This window comes from Pseudomonas sp. PDM14 (genome assembly GCF_014851905.1).
GTDB lineage: Bacteria > Pseudomonadota > Gammaproteobacteria > Pseudomonadales > Pseudomonadaceae > Aquipseudomonas.
The window spans coordinates 881,147-901,215 of sequence record NZ_JACVAQ010000001.1; the positions used below are offsets into that span (position 1 = coordinate 881,147).

Below are 20,069 nucleotides of genomic sequence, written 5' to 3' on the forward strand. Positions count from 1 at the left end.
TTAGGAACCAAGGAATGGGCACCGTCAGCTTCACAATCAAAACCGCAGCGCTGATGCTTTTTCCTGCGCTCATTTATTGCATAAGTATTTTTCGCCATGGCGACCTTACACTTGCCTATCTAGAAAAATGGCTAGTTGGCAATTTCATGTACATGGCCGCACCACACTACTTAACTCTTGTATCCTTTTTTGCTATCCCGCTAAAGCGCAACACCTTAATTCTTTCATTAGTGGCACTAAACATAGTGCTCTCTCTCTTCCAAGCATGGGTTTGGTTTGCTGTGCCACCGAGAGAATCCGGCTTAGCATGGATATTCTACTTTCCTTTGTCAGCGCTATGCTTGTGCCTGATCTACTGCGTACTTAGCTACAAAAGTAAACGCAGTGTTGTTTCCTAACATGTGGTTCAAACCGTTCGCTTCGCTCACTGGGACGGGCTAAAGCCCGCCCCTTAACCAAACGTTAGCAGAACAAGGAATAGTCATGATCGACTTTAACAATAAAGGCTTTTTTAAGCTCAAGCAGAATAGTGAGTATGCAGAGAAAATTACTGCATTGTTGCTAGATAATGAAGAAATCATTGATTCATATAAATCCATGCGTGATGGCGTGGTTTTCACCAACAAGAGAATTATTGCCGTAAACGTTCAAGGTCTAACCGGTAGCAAAAAAGACTTCACGTCAATTCCTTATAAAAACATTGTTGCTTACTCGGTGGAAACGTCAGGTACGTTTGACCTTGATTCAGAATTAGAAATATATCTATCTTCTGTTGGCAAGGTGAAGTTCGAGTTCACCGGGAAAACATCCATGGTAGAAATATCAAAACACATATCAAAGCATCTGCTTTAATTTCAACTCATACAGTCAGCTGCCTGCTAACAACTGGTTCAAGTCGTTCGCTACGCTCACTCGGGACCGGCATAGCCGGCCCCTTAACCAAACGTTAGGGAACACTCGATGGTCACGCGATCCATGGACGAAATACGTGCCGATTATATTTCCGCAATGGGACAAGAGCTCGGTGCTAATTTCTACGAACTCTATAGAGAGCTCGTAGGGCTTCATGTGCTTTGGCAGCAGTATCGGCAGCTCTTCGGAGATACGACAGATACAGTTCAACTACTCAATAGAACGGCTGGTTTATTTTTTAAAATCGTGCAGGACGAGCTTTGGGATAGCGTACTCTTAGGTATTTCAAGAATGACGGACCCAGCAGTTACAGGAAAAACAAGAATCTCACCCTGCAGTCGCTTCCACCACTCATCACTGATTCCTCGCTAAAAGCGGAGATTCAAGATCTCTGCACCAAAGCAGTAACGGCAGCAGAGTTTGCCCGCGAGCATCGCAACAAACGCATAGCACATCAAGATCACAACTACCTCAGCGACCGAAACTCTAATCCACTCAGCGGCATCAGCAGAGTCGCAGTAGAGAATATGCTCGCCTCGCTAAGAGACGTAATGAACCGCCTCGACAATCACTTCCGAGACAACACTGTCCTATATGAGAACTTTATCGATGATAGTGGGGCCAGACTGCTAGTTCATAAACTTAATAAATTAGAGCGACTTCAGGGCATCACCAAAAGCGTCCCCTAACAATGCGCTCAAAACGCTCACTTCGTTCGCCGGGACCGCGTTCCGCGGCCCCTTAGCTTAATCGTTAGCCAATTTATGGAAACCCCTGTGCAAGCCGAAAACCTAAACCCTGGTCACTGCCCTAATTGCAATGGCAGAGTTTCCCTGTGGGCAGTAGCAAAACCCACCATGATCCCCAATCGAATAACCTGCAACCTTTGCAAATGTAAAATTAAATATAAATACCCAGCTTGGATGTTTGTCTTAATCAACGCAATCTCGCTACTGATAGTGGTTCCAGGGTGCTACATAATAGCCAGCAAAATAATGACTCTTGGTTTAAAGCCAGATCAGCCAACTTTATATGTCATACTTCTGCTATCTTTAGGCCCATTAGGCGCTATAACACTTATTGGCGTAGGGTATCTGGAGGCTCATCTCTCTAGAGGTCGGTATTACTTTGAGAAAATCGGCTAACAATGCACTCCAAGCGCTCACTTCGTTCGCTGGGACCGACGAAGCCGGCCCTTTCGCTTAATCGCCTCCCCAAACCTATCCCTTCATCACTCCGCCCCATCCTTCCACTGCACAAAACTACGCAATTCTTGCCTAATCCTGCCGACCTGGCTGACCGGGCGGGATTTGCCCGCGCGTGCGGGGTAAGCTGCGCCAAGTCCATCATGGAGCGCGTATGCCATGCAGCACGCCACTTCCGAGCTTGCCCCCGAAACGTCAGACGATGATCTGCAGAGCAACGAGCTGGCGCAGCTAATTGCCCGATTCGCGCCGGAAGAAGGCATTCACCAGACGGCCATCAGTGCCCTGGCCCTGGCCCGCTGTGAGGCGCCGTCGGCGATGGTGCATGCCCTGTATCTGCCGGCGCTGTGCATCATTGCCCAGGGGCAGAAGGTGGTGGGGCTGGATGACGAGCGCTACATCTATGACCCGCTGAACTACCTGGTGGCCTCGGTGACCCTGCCCGTCACCGGTCAGGTGACCCAGGCCTCGCCCGAGCAGCCATACCTGAGCCTGCGCCTGGACATCGACCCCAACGACATCAGCACGCTGATCGCCGAAGCCGGGCCCATCGGTGTGCCGGCAGCCGGCAGTGGTCGCGGATTGTATGTGGCGCAGCTGGACGGCACGCTGCAGGACGCGGTGATGCGTCTGATCCGCCTGCTCGACAACCCGCGTGACATTCCCATGCTGGCACCGCTGATCCAGCGCGAGATTCTCTACCGCCTGCTGTGCAGCCCGCAGGGGCAGATCCTGCGGGACATCGCCAACGCGGACAGCCAGACCCACCGAGTGACCCGCGCCATCGACTGGCTCAACCGCAACTTCAACGAGCCGCTGCGCATCGAGGACCTGGCCAAGGTCGCCAACCTCAGCCAGTCGACCCTGCACCATCGCTTCAAGGCGATGACGGCGATGAGCCCGCTGCAGTACCAGAAGCAGCTGCGCCTGCAGGAAGCACGACGCCTGATGGTCTGTGAGAACCTTGAGGTGGCAGCGGCCGGCTACCGGGTCGGGTATGAAAGCCCGTCGCAGTTCAGCCGCGAGTACAGCCGCCTGTTCGGCGCCCCCCCCCTGCGCGATCTGGCGCGGTTGCGCAATGCGGGCTGACGAGCATCAGACCCGCGGCTGACCTCCCGTAGGGCGCGATTTCAGGCCACTCAGCGCCCCAGCTTGCGGTAGTCGGGCAGTGCCGGCACGCGCCACAGGTACCAGGCCGCGACCGTACGGTGCGGGCCCCAGCTCTGCGTGGCGGCGAGCAGCTCGCGCGGGGTCGGTGCGCGGGGCAGCGCCTTGATGAAGCGGTAGCCCTCGCGCACGCCGAAGTCATCCACCGGCAGGATGTCCATGCGCTCCAGGGTGTAGATCAGCAGCATCTCCACGGTCCAACGGCCGATGCCGCGCAGCGAAACCAGCCGCGCGATCAGCTCGGCGTCGCTCAGTGTCATCGCCTCCTGCAACGACGGCACCAGGCCGCTCGCCACACCGGCAGCGATGCCGTGGATGGTCTCGATCTTGCGCCCGGAGAAGCCGCAGGCGCGCAGGGTTTCCGGCGCGGTCAGCAACAGTTGTTCGGCACTCGGGAACGCCGCCTCGGGAAACAGTGCCAGCAGCCGGGCGATCATCGCGTCGCCGGCGCGCACGTGCAGCTGCTGATAGGCCACCGCGCGTACCAGTGCCTCGTAGGGCTCGCGGGCAGCCTTGGTCTCGTGCAGGCAGGGGCCGACCTGTTCGATCAGCCGCGCCAGGTCAGGGTCGGCGGCGCTCAGGTGGTAGATGGCTTGCTGATAGGCGTCGGTCATGGCAACGGGCATCGGTTGGGCGGTCACTCATTTAGCGGGCAGGCGGGCTCGCGGCACTCCGTTTCTGGCTTTCAAAGCGTCGGCCAGTCCAGTGTCAGGCCGCTCTCGAAGTGGCGCGGCTCGCCGCTCAGCGGGTCGACGAAGTCCAGCGCTTGGGCCAGCAGCTTCAGCGGGCGGCTGTAGTCGTCGGCCTCGTCGCGCTCATCGCGCAGGGATGGGTAGAAGGTGTCGTTGCAGATGCCGGCACCCAGCGCCGCCATGTGCACGCGCAGCTGGTGTTTCTTGCCGGTGACCGGGAACAGCCGGTAGCGCCATAGCGCGCCATTGCGTTCGATGACCTCGATTCGGGTTTCGGTGTTCGGCTCGCCTGGCCCTTCCTGCATGCGAAAGAACGGCTCACTGGCGACCAGACGTGTGGCGCGCTGTAAGGGAAACTCCAGCTCGGGCAGCGCCGGGGCAATTGCCTCGTAGCGTTTGTCGATCTGCCGCTCGCGGAACAGCGCCTGGTAGCGCCCACGCGTTTGCGGGTTGGCGGAGAACAGCACCAGGCCGGCGGTGTGCCGGTCGATGCGGTGCAGCGGCACCAGATGCGGATTGCCCAGGCGCCGGGTCAGACGCGCCTGCAGGGTTTCCTCAACGTACTCGCCGGCCGGCATCACCGAGAGGAAGTGCGGCTTGTCTGCCACCACCAGGTCGGCGTCGGCGTGCAGCACCTGCTCCGCGAAGGGGATCGGCGTTTCCACCGCAACCTCGCGGAAATACTGCACGCGCAAGCCTTCGCGATAGGCATGCGCCGGGCCGATGGCGGCGCCAGCGGCATCCAGCACGCGGCTGCGGGCCATGCGGTCGAGCCAGGTATCGCGGCTGATCGCCGGGAAGTGCGCGCACAGGCAGTCGAGCACCGTGGCCCAGGGGCCGGCCGGCAGGTGCAGGATGCTCGGGCGAACGTTCGGGGACGGGGCTGGCATGGGTGGCTCGGGTCGAATGGCGCGGGCGGGTATTAGGCCGCAGCGGTCGGCGTGCCGTCAAAGCGCGCTGGCCGATCCGCGCTAGGCTTGCCGCTACCGGCGAATCAGTGCAGCGGTCGAGCTCGCCTTTCCACGGCATGGAGCGCAGCTCATGGATTTTCTCGATTTCCTTCACGACTCGGCAGGCGGCTTCCTCGGCAGTGCGCTGGCCACTGCGCTGATCGGCGCCATCGTCAGTGCGCTGTTCCTGCGCCGCAACCGGCGCATCGAATCGGAGATCACCGCCTACTTCGACGAGCGCCTGCGCGTGTTCGAGTCGACTCGCCTCTGGAAGCAGCAGGCCCTGGCGCAACTGTTCGGCCCGGCGCACATGCAGCTCGAGCGCACCCGCCGCGCCTTTCATCGCTGGAAGGCGCGCAACCTCTACCTGGAGGCCAAGGTGGTGCGCGAAGGCAACCAGACCATTCGCGACCTGCTGCTCAACCAGGGCCACCTGATTCCGCCCGCACTGATGGACGCCGCCGGCCTGCTGGTAGAGCATTACGATGCCTGGCTGGAAGAGTTCGACCGGGTGCGCGGCGACAGCGAACAGGCCAGCGACACGGAGTTCGTCTTCGCCGGTGCACGCGGCTTTCCCTTTCCGGTCGCGGCAGAACAACAATTCCAGAACGAATTTCGCCGCCTGCAGCAGGAGCTGTACGGTGTCTGAACGGAGAATCACGTGAAAACCATCGGCCTGATCGGCGGCATGAGCTGGGAGTCGACCATTCCCTACTACCGGCACCTCAATGAGGTGGTGAAGGCACGCCTGGGCGGGCTGCATTCGGCGAAGGTGGTGCTGTTCAGCGTGGACTTCCACGAGATCGAATGCCTGCAGCAGGCCGGCGCCTGGGACTCCGCCGGGGTCGAGCTGGCCAAAGCCGCCGTGGCTCTGGAGCGGGCCGGCGCGGATTGCCTGGTGCTGTGCACGAACACCATGCACAAGGTGGCACCAGCCATCGAGGCAGCGGTGCAGATTCCCCTGCTGCACATCGCCGACCCAACGGCGCAGGCGATCAAGGCCGCGGGGCTGCAGCGCGTCGCCCTGCTCGGCACGCGCTTCACCATGGAGCAGGCGTTCTACCGCGAGCGCCTGGAGCAGCGCCACGGCATCGAGGTGCTGACCCCGGACGAGAGACAACGCGCCGACGTGCACCGGATCATCTACGAAGAGTTGTGTCTGGGTCAGGTGCTCGACGGTTCGCGAGCGGTCTACCGCGAGATCATCGCCAGCCTGGTGGCGCGCGGTGCGCAGGCGGTGATCCTCGGCTGCACCGAGATCGGCCTGCTGGTGGGCGACGAGGATGCCAGCGTGCCGCTGTTCGACACCACCTACCTGCACGCGCTGAGCGCGGCGCAGTGGGCGCTGGGCGAGTCCGAAGCCTCGTAGCCGACCTGGTGCAACGCAGCGCTGGCAACGTCGCCAGGCGTTCAGCGACCGGCTAGCCGATCAACTGATCGACCTTGGCGTCATACAGCAGCACGCGGTTGCGCCCGGCCGCCTTGGCCGCGTAGAGCGCCTTGTCCGCACCCTGCACCAGCGCTTCCGGCCCGGCACACTCGCTCGGGTCGCACACGCGCACCCCGGCGCTGAGGCTGACCCGCTGCCAGGGGCAACCGCTGTGGGGAATGTTCAGCGCCTCCACCGCCGCGCGCACCTGCTCGGCCACTTGCAGCGCGCCGGCGATGTCGGTTTCCGGCAGCAACAGGCAGAACTCCTCGCCGCCATAACGCGCAGCCAGATCGGCCGAGCGCTGCTGGCCATCGCGAATCACCCGCGCCACCTCGCGCAGGCACTGGTCACCGGCGGAATGGCCGTAGATGTCGTTGTACTGCTTGAAGTAGTCGACATCGAAGAGGATCAACGCCAATGGCCGCTGGTAGCGCACCGAGCGGCCGAACTCGTCTTCCAGGGCGCGCATGAAGCGCCGGCGGTTGGCCAGGTGGGTCAGCTCGTCTTCCAGCGCCTGTTTTTCCAGGCGCTGGTTGAAGGCCCGCAGGGCGTCGCGCGTGGCGATCAGCTCGAACTCGGTACGCTGGCCGCGCTTGATCAGGCGGATCAGGTAGAAGCCGAACAGGCCGAGCAGCAGCGCCAGCATGGACACCACCAGCAACTGCACGGCGGTGTCCTTGCGCCAGTCGGCGAGGATGTCGTCCTTGGCCAGTGCGGCAATCACCACCAGCGGGTAGTGCTGCACCTGGCGGTAGCTGTACAGGCGCTGCACGCCGTCGACGATCGACGGCAGCATCATGGTGCCGGTCGGGCTGCGCGGCAGCAGTTGGCCGAAGATCACCCCGCGGTTCAGGCTGGCGCCGATCAGGCGTTCGTCGAACGGGCTGTGCACCAGCACCTGGCCGGAGTTGAGCACCAGGTTGATGGTGCCGTTGCGGCGAATGTTGAAGCTGGAATAGAACTGGCGGAAGTAGTCGATCGACAGGGTCGCCAGGGCCACCCCGGTGAAGTTGCCCTGGGCATCCTCCAGGCGCCGCGACACCGGGATGATCCACTCGTTGGTGCTGCGGCTGCGCACCGGCAGGCCGATGTGCGGGCCGTGGTCGTCAGGATGGGTGCGGTGGTAGATGAAGTACTCGCGGTCGGCGTTGTTGGCGCCCGCCGGGATCGAGTCGAACGAGGTCACCATCCATTCGCCATCGGCGTCGTAGGCGAACAAGCCATGCAGCTCGGACTGCTCGTACACGTGAGTCTTCATCAGACCCTGCAACCGCCTCAGCTGAACCGGGCCACGGCCCTCGACCTGCAAGCGCTCGACCATGTCGATCAGCACCGTATCCGCCTTCTTCAGGCTGTCGGACGCCTGGCGCGCCAGTGCCGAGGCCAGGTTGGTGGTTTCCACCTCGGCATCGCGCAGTTGCACGCTGCGTGCCTTCCACATCAGCCAGCCATCGGTGGCGACCAGCGAGACGCACACCAGGACCACGAATGCACGGGCCAGCGGCAATACCGTGGGTTTGAGCAGCCAGCGGCGCCACGCGGGCACCTGGGTCCTGTTTTCGGTCATGGGCTACTGCAGCCTGCGCCTCGTCCTGATAAGCCTGAATGATAGAGAAGTATCCGTCGGGCTCAATGGTTCCTTGGGCCAGTCCGGCCTTTTGCGACGGTAGCAGAGATGCGCGCGGTCACGCACAAAAGGACGAACGATTGCCGGCCCTGCGTTGACAAAGTCTTCACACCCCGGCGGACAGAGTGCCCGCTCCCCACGCGAGAGGACCTCACCGTGAAACCGATCACCGCCCTCACATCCGCCCTGTCCCTGGCCCTGCTGTGCGCGGCGCCACCCCTACTGGCAGCCGAGAAGAAGGTCTTCGGCTGGGTCGAGGAAGGCCTGATCCAGCCGGACAACATCGCGGTGAAGATGAAACTGGATACCGGTGCGCGCACCTCGTCGCTGCATGCCGAAGACATCGAGCGCTTCGACAAGGACGGCGACAAGTGGGTGCGCTTCAAGGTCGAGCTCAAGGACAGCGACTCCGGCAAGCGCGTCAGCAGCACCTTCGAGCGCAAGGTCGAGCGCTCGGTGAAGGTACGCGGCGCCGGTGGCGCGGATCGCCGGCCGGTGGTGGAGATGCAGATCTGCATCGGCAACCGCCTCTATAAGGAAGAGTTCACCCTCAACGACCGCGACAAGATGATCTACCCGGTGCTGATCGGCCGGCGCACCCTGGAAAACCTAGGCCCGGTCGACGTCTCGCGCACCTTCACGCAAAAGCCCAGCTGCAAGAAGAGCTGAGCCGGCGTGTTCTGCGGCATGCTGAATGGCATCTTCTGCCGGGACGCCAACGCCGCAGATGCATACACTAGCGGGCATTCCTTCTTCTCCGACACGAGGCGAACATGTCCGACGCTGCATCCTCCACCGCGATCATCATCGGCGCCGGCCATGCCGGCGGCGAACTGGCCACCAGCCTGCGCAACGAAGGCTGGAGCGGGCGCATCCTGCTGATCGGCGACGAGGTGCACCTGCCCTACCACCGCCCACCGCTGTCCAAGGCCTACCTGGCCGGCACCACCGCCGCTGGCGCCATGCTGATCAAACCGCAGGCCGCCTATGACCGCGCCGAGGTAGAAATCCTCAGCGGCGTGCACGTCACCAGCATCGACCGTAGCCGGCGCAGCGTGCAGCTGGCCGATGGTCGCGAACTGGAATACGCCAAGCTGGTGATCGCTACCGGCGGGCGCCCGCGCCCACTGGACGTACCGCAGGCCAGCGCAGCCGCGGGCTGCGACAACTTCCACTACATGCGCACCCTCGACCACGGCGAACGCATCCGCGCGCAGTTCGCCGCCGGGCGCAAGCTGGTGGTGGTCGGTGGCGGCTACATCGGCCTGGAAGTCGCCGCCGCGGCGATCCAGCAGGGCATGCAGGTCACCGTGCTGGAAGCGCTGCCGCGCGTGCTGCAACGGGTGACCGCCGCCGAGCTGTCGGCCTACTACGAACGCAAGCACCGCGAAGCCGGCGTGGAGATCCGCACCGGCGTGCAGGTGGCCGATCTCGAGGTGGATGCAGCGAACAACACCGTTACCGCCGTACTGTGCAACGACGGCACGCGGGTACCGGCGGACCTGGTGGTGGTCGGCATCGGCCTGATCCCCAATACCGAGCTGGCCGCAGCCGCCGGGCTGGAAGTGGACAACGGCATCCTGGTCAACGAATACGCGCAGACGTCCGACCCGGACATCTACGCTGCCGGTGACTGCACCAACCACCCCAACGCGCTGCTCGGCTATCGCCTGCGCCTGGAGTCCGTACCCAACGCCCTGGAGCAGGCGCGCGCGGCGGCCGCGGCGATCAACGGCAACCTCAAGGCCTACGCCTCGGTGCCGTGGTTCTGGTCCGACCAGTACGAGCTGAAGCTGAAGATGGTCGGCCTGTCCCAGGGCTACGAACAGCTGGTGCTGCGCGGCGAACCGCAAAGCGACAGTTTCTCGGCCTTCTACCTGAAGGACGGAAAGGTGCTGGCCGCCGATACCGTCAATCGCCCGCAGGACTTCGTCGCCGCCAAGCGCCTGATCGGCGAAAGCCTGCCGGTCACTGCCGAGCAACTGGCCGATGACAGCAAGCCCCTGAAAGAACTATTGCCGGCCTGATTATTCGGATAAACGACCTCGGGGAATTTCCCCGGGGTTTATCCAGGCAACGTTGTGTTGAAGTTGTTACCGGCGGAATACTTCTAGAAGTAGCCAATCGCCCGCCGCATTTGCCCACCCGACATCAGCGCATTAGTCACCAATAAATAGCGCGACCCGCAATCCGGTACAAAAGTACCAATTCCTACACTTCCCACTTCGCGCCGCGCCTGGCCTGTAGCCCTTGTGCTGCGCCAGGAAGTCTGTCGCTGCAGACAACTTTTTCTTGAACTCGCCGCGTCTTCGACACGTCATAAGTTGTGCGGGCAAAAACATTTCAAACGATGTCGTACACGCAATTCGACCTGGCTATATAATCGCGACACTTTTGCCGGCGCTTGCTTCAGGTCATTGCAAAAGTCCATTTTCGATAACAGGTACTCACGTGACAAAAGACGAACTGCGCGCAGAATTGGAGCGCCAGGCACAACGTTACAAGGATGTATACGGCGGGGAAGTCGTTACCTACGCCGCTCAACCGGACCCTGAGCGCAAGCCTTGGCGCAAAAGACCCAGCCTCCTCGACCAAGCTTTCCAGCACGAGCTGGAGAAGATCGAACAGGCCCGACAGGCCGATTGAAGGCGTTTCGCCGACGGCCGACCGGGTGCTCGGTGAAGGCAATGCTAGGGTTGGTGTTATCTGGCATAATCGCCGCCCCTTCATGAGCTGGTCATTAAACCTTCATGTTCGAATTATTCAGCGGGCTTGATGCCTGGCTGGTGGTGAGCCTGGTGCTCGCCCTGGCATTCGTCCTTTTCTTCGAGTTCATCAACGGCTTCCACGACACGGCCAACGCCGTGGCGACGGTGATTTACACCAAAGCCATGCCGCCGCACCTGGCGGTCGTCCTCTCCGGTATCTTCAACTTCCTCGGCGTACTGCTGGGCGGCGTCGGCGTGGCGTATGCCATCGTCCACCTGCTGCCGGTGGAACTGCTGATCAACGTGAATACTGCTCACGGCCTGATCATGGTGTTCTCGCTGCTCGCCGCAGCCATCACCTGGAACCTGGGCACCTGGTATTTCGGCATTCCGGCCTCCAGCTCACACACCCTGATCGGCTCGATCCTCGGCGTCGGCCTGGCCAATGCCCTGATGACCGACATCGCCCTGAGCGACGGCGTCAACTGGCAGAAAGCCATCGACATCGGTATTTCCCTGGTGCTCTCGCCGCTGGCGGGCTTCCTCGTTGCAGCGTTGATCCTGCTTGCGCTCAAGCGCTGGCTGCCGAAGTCGAAGATGCACAACACCCCGGAAAGTCGCAAAGAGATCAAGGGCAAGAAGCACCCGCCGTTCTGGAATCGCCTGGTACTGGTACTTTCGGCTATGGCTGTGAGCTTCGTGCACGGCTCCAACGACGGACAGAAAGGCATCGGCCTGATCATGCTGGTACTGATCGGCATCGTGCCGGCCAAATTCGTGCTGGACCTCAACAGCACCACCTACCAGATCGACCGCACCCGTGATGCAGCCATCCACCTCAGCGACTTCTATCAGCGCAACGCGCCGACCCTGACCGAGTTCCTCGCCCTCGGCAAACCGGGCAATACCGAACTGCCCAAGCAGTTCCGTTGCGACCCGCAGCTGACCGAGCCGACCATCGCTGCCCTCCTCGGCACCCTGGATGGCGTCAAGGACTACCGCGACCTCAGCGAAGACAAGCGCATCGACGTGCGCCGCTACCTGCTCTGCCTGGACGATTCGGCGAAGAAGGTCGGCAAGCTGCAGAACCTGCCGCAACGCGAGAAATCGGACCTGGACAAGCTGCGCAAGGACCTCACCGCCACCACCGAGTACTCGCCGTTCTGGGTGATCCTGGCCGTGGCCCTGGCGCTGGGTATCGGCACCATGGTCGGCTGGAAGCGCGTGGTCCTGACCGTCGGTGAGAAGATCGGCAAGCAGGGCATGACCTACGCCCAGGGCATGAGTGCGCAGATCACCGCAGCCTGCGCCATCGGCATGGCCAATATCTTCAGCCTGCCGGTCTCGACCACCCACGTGTTGTCTTCCGGTGTCGCCGGCACCATGGTGGCGAACAAGACCGGCCTGCAGCGCAGCACCGTCAGCAACATCCTGCTGGCCTGGGTCCTCACCCTGCCAACCTCGATGGGTCTGGCCGCGGGCCTGTTCTGCCTGGCGAGCTACCTGTTCGGCTGATGGTCACAGCCAAAGAAAAAGGCGCCTGCGGGCGCCTTTTTCATGCCTGACGCCTACCCTCAACGGCGCTTGCCGCCGAGCAACGAGCCCATCAGACCACGCACCAGTTGCCGGCCGATCTGGTTCGCGGCCTGGCGCACCGCAGTCTTCATCACCTGGCTGGCGAGGCTGCCGAGCAGCTCGCCGGCCATGCCGCCGATTCCCGGCCCCTCTTGCTTGACCGGCCCTGGCGCATTTTTCTGCGCTGCATCGTCGGCCGACTTCTGCGCCGCACGTGCCTGCAGGATCTCGTAGGCGGACTCGCGGTCCACCGGGCGGTCATAGCGCCCGGCCTGCGGTGAACCACGCAGCAACTGCGCCCGCTCCGCCTCGTTCAGCGGCCCGATGCGCGACTGCGGCGGCGCGATGGCCACGCGCTGCACCATCGCTGGCGTGCCACGATCTTCCAGGGTGCCGACCAGCGCTTCGCCGATACCCAGTTCGGTGAGCACGCTCAGGCAGTCGAATGCCGGGTTGGGGCGGAAGCCATCGGCCACCGCCCGCAGCGATTTCTGCTCCTTGGCGGTGAACGCGCGCAGGCCATGCTGAATGCGCAGGCCCAGCTGGGCCAGGATGTCGTCCGGCAGGTCGCTGGGCGACTGGGTGACGAAGTACACGCCGACGCCTTTCGAACGGATCAGGCGAACCACCTGTTCCAGACGATCCTGCAGCGCCTTCGGCGTATCGGCGAAAAGCAGGTGCGCCTCGTCGAAGAACAGCGCCAGCACCGGTTTGTCGGCATCACCACGCTCCGGCAGCTGCTCGAACAGCTCGGCCAACAGCCACAGCAGGAAGGTCGCGTAGACCTTCGGCGCCTCGTGCACCAGGCGGCTGGCGTCCATCAGGTGGATACGCCCACGGCCATCGGCATCCGGACGCAGAATGTCTTCCAACTGCAGGGCCGGCTCACCGAACAGCGCCTCGGCGCCCTGCTGCTCCAGTGTCGCCAGGCGGCGCAACAGCGCCTGCGCGGAAGGGCCGGCGAACAGCGCGCGATCCTCACCGAGCAGCTCCGGGTGATCCTTGAGGTGATTGAGCAGCGCCTTGAGGTCTTTCAGGTCGAGCAGCAACAGGCCTTCACGGTCGGCGACCTGAAACGTGGCGTAGAGCGCGGCCTGCTGGCTGTCGGTCAGCTCCAGCAGGTTGCCCAGCAGCAGCGGGCCCATTTCGCTGAGGGTGGTGCGCAGCGGATGGCCGCTCTTGCCGGCGACATCCCACAGCGTCACCGGGTAGCCCTGCGGGCGATGGTTGAGCCAAGGCATGCCGGCGATGCGCTCGGCGATCTTGCCCTGCGGATTGCCCGGCGCGCCGAGGCCGCAGAGATCACCCTTGATGTCGGCGGCGAACACCGCCACGCCGGCATCGCTGAAGGCTTCGGCGAGTCGCTGCAGGGTCACCGTCTTGCCGGTTCCGGTGGCACCGGCTACCAGGCCGTGGCGGTTGCTCAGGCGCAGCGCCTGGGCGACGGGCTGCCCGTCGGGGCCAGCTCCCAGTACAAAAGAATCCGTTACAGGCATCTTGCCATCCCTCGGGCTAAAGCTTTACTGCAGTTATGTCGCTATAGATGGTGATAACGCATGGCGGGCGCGACAACCCCAGCCGTGGACAATTAGAAGACTGCTGCCAGAACTCACCGGACGCAAGCGACCATGACCCAGAACCTCAAGTTCAGCCACAAAATCCTGATCGCCGCCTCGCTGGTGGTGATCGCCGCGTTCTCCCTCTTCACCCTGTACAACGACTATCTGCAGCGCAACGCGATCCGCGATGACCTGGAAAACTACCTGCAGGAAATGGGTAACGTCACCGCCAGCAACATCCAGAACTGGCTGTCCGGACGCATCCTGCTGGTCGAAAGCGTGGCGCAGTCGATCTCCAGCGACACCACGCCGGAAGACCTGGCGGCCAACCTCGAACGCTCGGCGCTGAAGTCGACCTTCGCCTACACCTACCTCGGTGCCCAGGACGGCAGCTTCACCATGCGCCCGGAAGACCAAATGCCGGCCGACTACGACCCGCGTACGCGCCCCTGGTACAAGGACGCCGTCAGCGCCGGCGGCTCGACCCTCACCGAGCCCTACGTCGACGCGGCCACCGGCAACCTGATCATTACCATCGCCACCCCGGCCAGCAACGCCGGCGTAGTTGGCGGCGACCTGAGCCTGACCACGCTGGTCGAGATCATCAACTCGCTGGACTTCGACGGTATCGGCTACGCCTTCCTGGTCAGCGCCGACGGCAAGATCCTCGTTCACCCGAACAAGGACCTGGTGATGAAGACCCTCAGCGAGGTCTACCCGAAGAACACCCCGCGCATCAGCAGCGAGTTCAGTGAGGCCGAGCTCGATGGCGACACACGCATCCTCACCTTCGCCCAGGTCAAGGGCCTACCTTCGGTCAACTGGTACATCGGCCTGTCGGTCAGCAAGGCTGACGCCTACTCCATGCTCACCGAATTCCGCGCCTCGGCGATCATCGCCACAGTGATCGCCGTGGTGATCATCATGCTGCTCTTGGGCATGCTGATTCGCGTGCTGATGCAACCGCTGCACGTGATGGGCCGTGCCATGCGTGACATCGCCCAGGGTGAAGGCGACCTGACCCGCCGCCTGGCGGTGCACAGCCAGGACGAATTCGGCGAGCTGGCCGGCTCGTTCAACCAGTTCGTCGAACGCATCCACGGCTCGATCCGCGAAGTGTCCTCGGCCACACAACAGGTCAACGAAGTGGCCAAGCTGGTGGTGAATGCCTCCAACTCGTCGATGGTCAACTCGGACGAACAGGCCGCGCGCACCAACAGCGTTGCCGCAGCGATCAACGAACTCGGCGCCGCCGCCCAGGAGATCGCCCGCAATGCCGCCGACGCCTCGCACCAGGCCTCCGACGCCCGCCGTCTGGCCGAAGACGGCAGCCAGGTGCTGACCAAGACCATCTCGGCGATGAACGAGTTGTCGGGCAAGATCAGTGCCTCGTGCCGCAACATCGAAACGCTGAACAGCAAGACGGTGGATATCGGTCAGATCCTCGAAGTGATCAAGAGCATCTCCGAGCAGACCAACCTGCTTGCCCTCAACGCCGCCATCGAAGCGGCGCGGGCGGGCGAAGCCGGGCGTGGTTTCGCCGTGGTCGCCGATGAAGTGCGCAACCTGGCGCACCGCACGCAGGAGTCGGCGCAGGAAATCCAGAAGATGATCGAGGGCCTGCAGGTGGATGCGCGCGACTCGGTCGGCACCATGACCGAGAGCCAGCGTTACAGCGAGGACAGCGTGACCATCGCCAACCAGGCCGGTCAGCGCCTCGGCAGCGTCACCGAGCGGATCAGCGAGATCGATGGCATGAACCAGTCGGTAGCCACCGCGACCGAGGAGCAGACCGCGGTGATCGACTCGCTGAACATGGACATCACCGAGATCAACACACTGAACCAGGAAGGCGTGGAAAACCTGCAGGCGACGCTGCGCGCCTGCGGTGATCTGGAACAGCAGGCCAGCCGCCTCAAGCAGCTGGTGGACAGCTTCCGCATCTAAAGGCTCAGCGCGGCGCTGGCTTGTCCTGCGCCGGCGCGGCAGGCGCTTCGTCCTGTCGCAGCTCGTTCCACAACTCGGCGGCACCGGGAAACTCGGTGCCGTCTTCCTCGCTCAACGCCTCCGGGTCGTAGCGCTGTACACAGCCCTCGCCCAGCACGGGTGGCGCACTGGCCGTACCCGGTTTGCGTGGATCGCTCATGGTCTACCTCGCCAGGCCCGCGGCCCGATCAGTCGAACACCACGGTCTTGTTGTCGTGCACCAGCACGCGATCTTCCAAGTGCGAGCGCAAGCCGCGCGCCAGCACCATCTTCTCCACATCCTTGCCCAGGCGCACCAGGGTTTCGATGCTGTCGCGGTGGCTGATGCGCACCACGTCCTGCTCGATGATCGGCCCGGCGTCGAGCTCCTCGGTGACGTAGTGGCAGGTCGCACCGATCAGCTTGACCCCGCGCAGCGACGCCTGGTGATACGGCTTGGCGCCGACGAACGACGGCAGGAAGCTGTGGTGGATGTTGATCACCCGCCCGGCGTACTCCTGGCACAGCTGTGGCGGCAGGATCTGCATATAGCGCGCGAGCACCACGGCATCGGTGTCGTACTCGCTGACCAGGCGCGAGACTTCGGCGAACGCCGGGCTCTTGTCCTGCGGGTCGACCGGGACATGGTGAAACGGAATGCCATGCCACTCGACCATGCTGCGCAGGTCATTGTGGTTGGAGATCACGCAGGGAATCTCGCAATCCAGCTCATCGCTGTGCCAGCGGTGCAGCAGGTCGGCCAGGCAGTGCGATTCGCGGCTGGCCATCAGCACCACGCGTTTCTTCTGCTCCGAGTCGGTCACCCGCCATTCCATGGAGAATTCGCGGGCAATCGGGGCGAACGCCTGGCGAAAACCGTCGAGATCGAAGGGCAATGAGTCGGCACGGATTTCATGACGCATGAAGAACCAACCACTCTGGTTATCCGAGTGATGACTGGCCTCACTGATCCACCCGTTATAGGTAGCGAGGAAATTACTGACTTTGGCCACAATGCCAACGCGGTCCGGGCAGGCAATGACCAGCCGAAAAGTGCGCATGATGAAACTCCAGAACTTCGCGAGGCGGCCATTCTAGCCAGTGAGCGGGGAAACGTCAGTAACAAAGCCCGAGGCAAAACCCGCCAGCCTCCAGCGATGCACGAAGCTCGATGCATGAGGCGGCACTGCAGAATTACCCCAACAAATATTGGCTGCTCACTGTAATTTTCATTGATTACATGGCTACTTCACGTGAAGAGGCAGATGACATACACCACCGATATATTGAAAAGCCAACTCCAATCAAAACTTTTCAAACGTATTTACTTGCCGCAAGTGCATGACTATTATTACCGTCACTTACTCCTGCCTTTAACCTAATTCAAGGTACGCCCCATGTCCCTGATCAACGAATATCGCGCCACCGAAGAAGCCATCAAAGAACTTCAGGAGCGCCTGAAAAATCTGTCGCAAGACGACAAGCTGAAAAAAGAACTCGAATTCGAAGGCAAACTGCGCACCCTGATGGGCGAATACCAGAAGTCCCTGCGTGACATCATCGCCCTGCTCGACCCGGAAGCCAAAGCCAGCAAGGCTACCCGCGCCACCAAGCCGGCCGGCAGCAAGCGCGCGCGCAAGGTCAAGCAATACAAGAACCCGAACAGCGGCGAAGTCATCGAAACCAAAGGTGGCAACCACAAGACCTTGAAAGAGTGGAAGGCAAAGTGGGGCGCTGAAACTGTTGAGAGCTGGGCAACCCTGCTCGGTTGAACACGCAGCAAAACAAAAAAGCCGGCGCATGCCGGCTTTTTTTATTGCTTACGTTTTATTACACAGCGAATCGAGCACGCGCCTGCTGCACATATTCGCGCCAGGCACTCAAGACCTCGCGCCCTTGTTCATCGGCCAGCTGCCACTCGACAGCCAACGCCTGCTCGAATGCTGCAACGGTATTGGGCGCCCCCATTGCGGGGTCACTCAGACGCTGTTTACAGAACAGGTCCCACTGTATCTGTTCGCTCGGTTCGAGCGAGGCCGGAAAGTTGCGCGCACGATAACGGAACAACAACTCGGGCAAACGCTGATCGGCAAACAACCAATCGGCGCCGGACAATGTGGTCGGCTCGGCATTGCGGACCTGCTCGCACAAGCGCCGATCCCGGTCACCGATAAACCCGGCATACAGTTGTTGTTCCGGGTCGGCATTGTCCGCGAACTCTTCATCGGCATAGATATCCGCCAACTTGTCGCGCCACAGGTTCTGCGCAGCAGCGAGTGCTTCGACACGCGTCTGGCATTCGCCCAGATCGACCTGCAGGCGCTGCCGATCCTGCTCGCGCAGCACGCTCAGTGGTGCGACCACCGGGCAACGGTTGATATGCAGCAGCTTCAACGGCACGGGCAATTGCCCCTCCGCCAGCGCGTCACGGCGGGTATAGAGACGCTCGCGCAGGGTCGCCGCGTCCAGCTCCAGCAACGGCTGCGGATCGGCTTGCAGGTCGCAGACGATCAGGGCATTACGATTGCGCGGGTGCCAGGCCAACGGCAGCACCACCGCCAGGTAGTGGCGACTGCCGGCGAAACGACCGGACACATGCACCAGCGGCTGCAGCAGGCGAATCTGCTCCATCACCTTGGCCTTGGCACGCAACTGGAACAGGTAGTCGTACAGTTTCGGCTGGCGCTCGCGCACCAGGCGCGCCAAAGCGATGGTCGCGCGCACGTCGGACAGCGCATCGTGCGCCTGACCGTGCTCGATGCCGTTGGCCGCGGTGAGCAGCTCCAGCTTCAGCGACACCCGGCCCTCGTCATCACGCGGCCACTCGATCCCCTCGGGGCGCAGTGCATAGGCGGTCCGCATCAGGTCGATCAGGTCCCAGCGACTATTGCCGCCCTGCCACTCGCGCGCATAGGGGTCGAAGAAGTTGCGGTACAGGCTGTAGCGCGTCATCTCATCGTCGAAACGCAGGCTGTTGTAGCCGGCACCACAGGTGCCTGGCTGGGCCAGTTCGGTGTGAACGCGATTCATGAACTCGGCCTCACTGAGCCCTTTCTGCGCCAGGGTCTGCGGGGTGATGCCGGTGATGCGGCAGGCCGCGGGATGCGGCAGGATGTCGTCGGCCAGGCGGCAGTACAGGTTCACCGGCTCACCGATTTCATTGAGCTGCTCGTCGGTACGGATGCCGGCCACCTGCAACGGGCGGTCGCAACGCGGGTTGATACCGGTGGTTTCGTAGTCGTACCAGAAGATGCTCGCGCTCACGGTGCTGTCCCTGAATTGAAGGCCGCGGCAGTCTAGCACCTGCCTCACACGTCAGAAGCGCAAAGCATGACTTGGCTCACGTGCGCTCGGTGAGCCAGCTTGCCGCGTGACCCGCTCTGCCGATAGCATGGCGCATCCCGGATCCCCACCCCACCACAAGGACAGTCGTCATGAGTGAATCCGCCGCCCCCAATCCCTATGCCGCTCCGGCCAGTAACCTGCAGGAAATCCCCAACGGCCAGGTGCCGAGCATCGCCGAAGCGCTGAGCCGCGGTTACGACTTCACCATCAGCGACGTGATCGGCGAAGCCTGGCAGCGCGTGAAGGGCACCAAGGGCATCATCATCGGCGGCTTCCTGATCTTCTACATCGCCATGCTCCTGGCCACCTTCGTGCTCGGCTTCGTCCTTGGCATGGTCGGCCTTCTGAACGAGAGCAGTCCGGGCAGCATGATGGTCGGCCAATTGGTCATTTCCCTGCTCGGCTCAGCAGTCACCTACCCCTTCCTCGCCGGCATCAACATGATTGGCATCCGTCGCGCCGCCGATCAGCCGGTCAGCTTCAACGAGATGTTCAGCCACTTCGGCCGCTTCGTACCGCTGCTGCTCACCGGCCTGCTGATGACGGCGCTGATCTATGTCGGCCTGCTGCTGCTCATCCTCCCGGGGATCTACCTCAGCGTTGCCTATATGCTGGCCATCCCGCTGGCGGTCGAGCGCGGCCTGTCGCCGTGGGAAGCGCTGGAAACCTCGCGCAAAGCCATCAGCCAGCACTGGTTCAAGGCCTTTGGTCTGTTCCTGGTTCTCGGCCTGATCATGGGTGTCAGCGCCCTGGCCCTGGGTATCGGCCTGATCTGGACCCTCCCGCTGTTCGTCATCGCCATCGGCGTGCTGTACCGCATCATCTTCGGCGTACTGCCACCCGCCAACTGATCGCCTTCGCGCACTCGGGCCGCCTCGCGGCCCGATTGATTTCCCGCCCTGCTGCTGGCTAGCATCAGGCTTTCCTCGATG

21 protein-coding genes are annotated in these 20,069 nt (G+C 62.2%); 14 read left to right on the forward strand and 7 right to left on the reverse strand.

Features of this window, described 5'->3' with window-relative positions; all coding sequences use genetic code 11:
* Positions 1-14 precede the first annotated feature (14 nt).
* From IB229_RS04130 to IB229_RS04145, 5 genes are all read left to right on the forward strand, one after another.
* Entirely contained in the window at positions 15-398 is a 384-nt protein-coding gene (locus IB229_RS04130; RefSeq protein ID WP_192325232.1) for a hypothetical protein, read from the forward strand.
* Positions 399-483: 85 nt separating this feature from the next.
* Positions 484-852, forward strand: coding sequence for a PH domain-containing protein (locus IB229_RS04135; RefSeq protein WP_192325234.1), 369 nt, complete (start codon positions 484-486; stop codon positions 850-852).
* Between the two features lie 123 nt (positions 853-975).
* Entirely contained in the window at positions 976-1,284 is a 309-nt protein-coding gene (locus IB229_RS21820) for a hypothetical protein (protein WP_225578908.1), read from the forward strand.
* A gap of 8 nt (positions 1,285-1,292) precedes the next feature.
* Positions 1,293-1,601 carry a hypothetical protein gene (locus tag IB229_RS22175; protein ID WP_412547783.1) on the forward strand — a complete coding sequence of 103 codons (309 nt, stop codon included), beginning with the start codon at positions 1,293-1,295 and terminating at the stop codon, positions 1,599-1,601.
* Positions 1,602-2,276: 675 nt separating this feature from the next.
* Complete coding sequence (locus IB229_RS04145) at positions 2,277-3,206, forward strand: AraC family transcriptional regulator (RefSeq protein WP_192325236.1); 930 nt, start codon at positions 2,277-2,279, stop codon at positions 3,204-3,206.
* A 50-nt stretch (positions 3,207-3,256) separates the two neighbouring features.
* Here IB229_RS04145 and IB229_RS04150 read toward each other — a convergent pair whose 3' ends face one another.
* Together IB229_RS04150 and IB229_RS04155 are read right to left on the reverse strand one after the other, a co-directional pair.
* On the reverse strand, positions 3,257-3,898 hold the full coding sequence (locus IB229_RS04150; RefSeq protein ID WP_412547768.1) for a DNA-3-methyladenine glycosylase family protein: 642 nt from the start codon (positions 3,896-3,898) through the stop codon (positions 3,257-3,259).
* A gap of 71 nt (positions 3,899-3,969) precedes the next feature.
* Positions 3,970-4,866 (reverse strand): pseudouridine synthase, encoded by an 897-nt coding sequence (locus IB229_RS04155; RefSeq protein WP_192325240.1) that lies wholly within the window; start codon positions 4,864-4,866, stop codon positions 3,970-3,972.
* A 151-nt stretch (positions 4,867-5,017) separates the two neighbouring features.
* Here IB229_RS04155 and IB229_RS04160 point away from each other — a divergent pair, with 151 nt between their 5' ends.
* Together IB229_RS04160 and IB229_RS04165 are read left to right on the forward strand one after the other, a co-directional pair.
* Complete coding sequence (locus tag IB229_RS04160; protein WP_192325242.1) at positions 5,018-5,575, forward strand: hypothetical protein; 558 nt, start codon at positions 5,018-5,020, stop codon at positions 5,573-5,575.
* A gap of 12 nt (positions 5,576-5,587) precedes the next feature.
* Positions 5,588-6,295: an aspartate/glutamate racemase family protein gene (locus IB229_RS04165; protein WP_192325244.1), complete on the forward strand. Its 708-nt coding sequence runs from the start codon at positions 5,588-5,590 to the stop codon at positions 6,293-6,295.
* A 52-nt stretch (positions 6,296-6,347) separates the two neighbouring features.
* On the opposite strand, the gene IB229_RS04170 is transcribed toward IB229_RS04165, so the two are convergent.
* Complete coding sequence (locus IB229_RS04170; RefSeq protein ID WP_192325247.1) at positions 6,348-7,925, reverse strand: sensor domain-containing diguanylate cyclase; 1,578 nt, start codon at positions 7,923-7,925, stop codon at positions 6,348-6,350.
* Between the two features lie 216 nt (positions 7,926-8,141).
* On the opposite strand from IB229_RS04170, the gene IB229_RS04175 reads away from it, so the two are divergent.
* From IB229_RS04175 to IB229_RS04190, 4 genes are all read left to right on the forward strand, one after another.
* The gene (locus tag IB229_RS04175) at positions 8,142-8,654 is read left to right on the forward strand and encodes an ATP-dependent zinc protease (RefSeq protein WP_412547769.1); all 513 of its coding nucleotides are present in this window, start codon (positions 8,142-8,144) and stop codon (positions 8,652-8,654) included.
* A gap of 104 nt (positions 8,655-8,758) precedes the next feature.
* The gene (locus IB229_RS04180) at positions 8,759-10,012 is read left to right on the forward strand and encodes an NAD(P)/FAD-dependent oxidoreductase (RefSeq protein ID WP_192325251.1); all 1,254 of its coding nucleotides are present in this window, start codon (positions 8,759-8,761) and stop codon (positions 10,010-10,012) included.
* A gap of 424 nt (positions 10,013-10,436) precedes the next feature.
* Complete coding sequence (locus IB229_RS04185; RefSeq protein ID WP_192325253.1) at positions 10,437-10,631, forward strand: hypothetical protein; 195 nt, start codon at positions 10,437-10,439, stop codon at positions 10,629-10,631.
* Positions 10,632-10,735: 104 nt separating this feature from the next.
* Complete coding sequence (locus IB229_RS04190) at positions 10,736-12,208, forward strand: inorganic phosphate transporter (protein ID WP_192325255.1); 1,473 nt, start codon at positions 10,736-10,738, stop codon at positions 12,206-12,208.
* A gap of 59 nt (positions 12,209-12,267) precedes the next feature.
* Here IB229_RS04190 and IB229_RS04195 read toward each other — a convergent pair whose 3' ends face one another.
* Positions 12,268-13,764, reverse strand: coding sequence for a helicase HerA-like domain-containing protein (locus IB229_RS04195; protein WP_192325257.1), 1,497 nt, complete (start codon positions 13,762-13,764; stop codon positions 12,268-12,270).
* 132 nt (positions 13,765-13,896) lie between these two features.
* Between IB229_RS04195 and IB229_RS04200 the strand changes: the two genes are divergently transcribed.
* The gene (locus tag IB229_RS04200) at positions 13,897-15,774 is read left to right on the forward strand and encodes a methyl-accepting chemotaxis protein (protein WP_192325259.1); all 1,878 of its coding nucleotides are present in this window, start codon (positions 13,897-13,899) and stop codon (positions 15,772-15,774) included.
* 4 nt (positions 15,775-15,778) lie between these two features.
* Here IB229_RS04200 and IB229_RS04205 read toward each other — a convergent pair whose 3' ends face one another.
* Together IB229_RS04205 and purU are read right to left on the reverse strand one after the other, a co-directional pair.
* Positions 15,779-15,973 (reverse strand): hypothetical protein, encoded by a 195-nt coding sequence (locus IB229_RS04205; RefSeq protein ID WP_192325261.1) that lies wholly within the window; start codon positions 15,971-15,973, stop codon positions 15,779-15,781.
* A 28-nt stretch (positions 15,974-16,001) separates the two neighbouring features.
* A complete protein-coding gene (gene purU, locus IB229_RS04210; protein WP_192325263.1) occupies positions 16,002-16,853 on the reverse strand; it encodes a formyltetrahydrofolate deformylase in 852 nt (283 codons plus the stop codon).
* A gap of 336 nt (positions 16,854-17,189) precedes the next feature.
* Between purU and mvaT the strand changes: the two genes are divergently transcribed.
* A complete protein-coding gene (mvaT, locus tag IB229_RS04215; protein ID WP_192325265.1) occupies positions 17,190-17,564 on the forward strand; it encodes a histone-like nucleoid-structuring protein MvaT in 375 nt (124 codons plus the stop codon).
* 58 nt (positions 17,565-17,622) lie between these two features.
* On the opposite strand, the gene sbcB is transcribed toward mvaT, so the two are convergent.
* On the reverse strand, positions 17,623-19,056 hold the full coding sequence (gene sbcB / locus IB229_RS04220; protein ID WP_192325267.1) for an exodeoxyribonuclease I: 1,434 nt from the start codon (positions 19,054-19,056) through the stop codon (positions 17,623-17,625).
* Positions 19,057-19,226: 170 nt separating this feature from the next.
* Here sbcB and IB229_RS04225 point away from each other — a divergent pair, with 170 nt between their 5' ends.
* Positions 19,227-19,988, forward strand: coding sequence for a hypothetical protein (locus IB229_RS04225; protein WP_192325269.1), 762 nt, complete (start codon positions 19,227-19,229; stop codon positions 19,986-19,988).
* Positions 19,989-20,069 lie beyond the last annotated feature (81 nt).